This window comes from Streptomyces sp. NPDC047022 (genome assembly GCF_040644155.1).
Taxonomy (GTDB): Bacteria; Actinomycetota; Actinomycetes; order Streptomycetales; family Streptomycetaceae; genus Streptomyces.
In genome coordinates this window covers 1-1,551 of the sequence record NZ_JBEYVV010000101.1, presented here as the reverse complement: position 1 = coordinate 1,551, position 1,551 = coordinate 1, and the positions used below count along the sequence as shown (strand labels likewise).

The 1,551-nt window shown below is 69.6% G+C and carries 1 protein-coding gene; it reads left to right on the top strand.

The features are described from left to right. The coding region (locus tag ABZ845_RS31930) for a biotin/lipoyl-containing protein (RefSeq protein WP_360987051.1) at nucleotides 1-1,551 on the top strand (1,551 nt) is incomplete at its 5' end.

Genomic DNA, 1,551 nt, shown 5'->3' with positions numbered 1-1,551 from the left:
GACGCCATCCACCCCGGCTACGGCTTCCTCTCCGAGAACGCCCACTTCGCCCAGGCCGTCCTGGACGCGGGCCTGATCTGGATCGGCCCGCCCCCGCAGGCCATCCGCGACCTCGGGGACAAAGTCGCCGCCCGCCACATCGCCCAGCGCGCGGGCGCACCCCTCGTCGCCGGAACCCCCGACCCGGTCTCCGGCGCCGACGAGGTCGTCGCCTTCGCCCGGGAACACGGCCTGCCCATCGCCATCAAAGCCGCCTTCGGCGGCGGCGGACGCGGCCTGAAGGTCGCCCGCACCCTCGAAGAAGTCCCCGAGCTCTACGAATCCGCCGTCCGCGAGGCCGTCGCCGCCTTCGGCCGCGGCGAATGCTTCGTCGAGCGCTACCTCGACAAGCCCCGCCACGTCGAAACCCAGTGCCTGGCCGACAGCCACGGCAACGTCGTCGTCGTCTCCACCCGCGACTGCTCCCTCCAGCGCCGCCACCAAAAACTCGTCGAGGAAGCCCCCGCCCCCTTCCTCGACCAGGACCAGACCACCCAGCTGTACACGGCATCCAAGGCCATCCTCAAGGAAGCCGGATACATCGGCGCCGGCACCGTCGAATTCCTCGTCGGCGCGGACGGCACCATCTCCTTCCTCGAGGTCAACACCCGCCTCCAGGTCGAACACCCCGTCACCGAAGAAGTCGCCGGCATCGACCTCGTCCGCGAGATGTTCCGCATCGCCGACGGCGAGGAACTCGGCTACGACGACCCCGAACTCCGCGGCCACTCCTTCGAGTTCCGCATCAACGGCGAAGACCCCGGCCGCAACTTCCTGCCCGCCCCCGGCACCGTCACCCGCTTCGACGCACCCACCGGCCCCGGCGTCCGCCTCGACGCCGGCGTCGAAACCGGCAGCGTCATCGGCCCCGCCTGGGACTCCCTCCTCGCCAAACTCGTCATCACCGGCCGCACCCGCGCCGAAGCCCTCCAGCGCGCCGCCCGCGCCCTCGAAGAGTTCCACGTCGAAGGCATGGCCACCGCCATCCCCTTCCACCGCGCCGTGGTCACCGACCCCGCCTTCGCCCCCGAACTCACCGCCTCCACCGACCCCTTCACGGTCCACACCCGCTGGATCGAAACCGAGTTCGACAACCAGATCAAACCCTTCACCACCCCCGCCGACACCGACACCGACGAAGAAACAGGCCGCGAAACCGTCGTCGTCGAGGTCGGCGGCAAACGCCTGGAAGTCTCCCTCCCCGCCTCCCTGGGCATGTCCCTGGCCCGCACCGGCCTCGCCGCCGGAGCCAAACCCAAACGACGCGCCGCCAAGAAGTCCGGCCCCGTCGCCTCCGGCGACACCCTCGCCTCCCCCATGCAGGGCACCATCGTCAAGGTCGCCGTCGAGGAAGGCCAGGAAGTCAAGGAAGGCGACCTCATCGTCGTCCTCGAAGCCATGAAGATGGAACAACCCCTCAACGCCCACAAGGCAGGCACCATCAAGGGCCTCACCGCCGAAGTCGGCGCCTCCCTCACCTCCGGCGCCACCATCTGCGACATCAAGGACTGA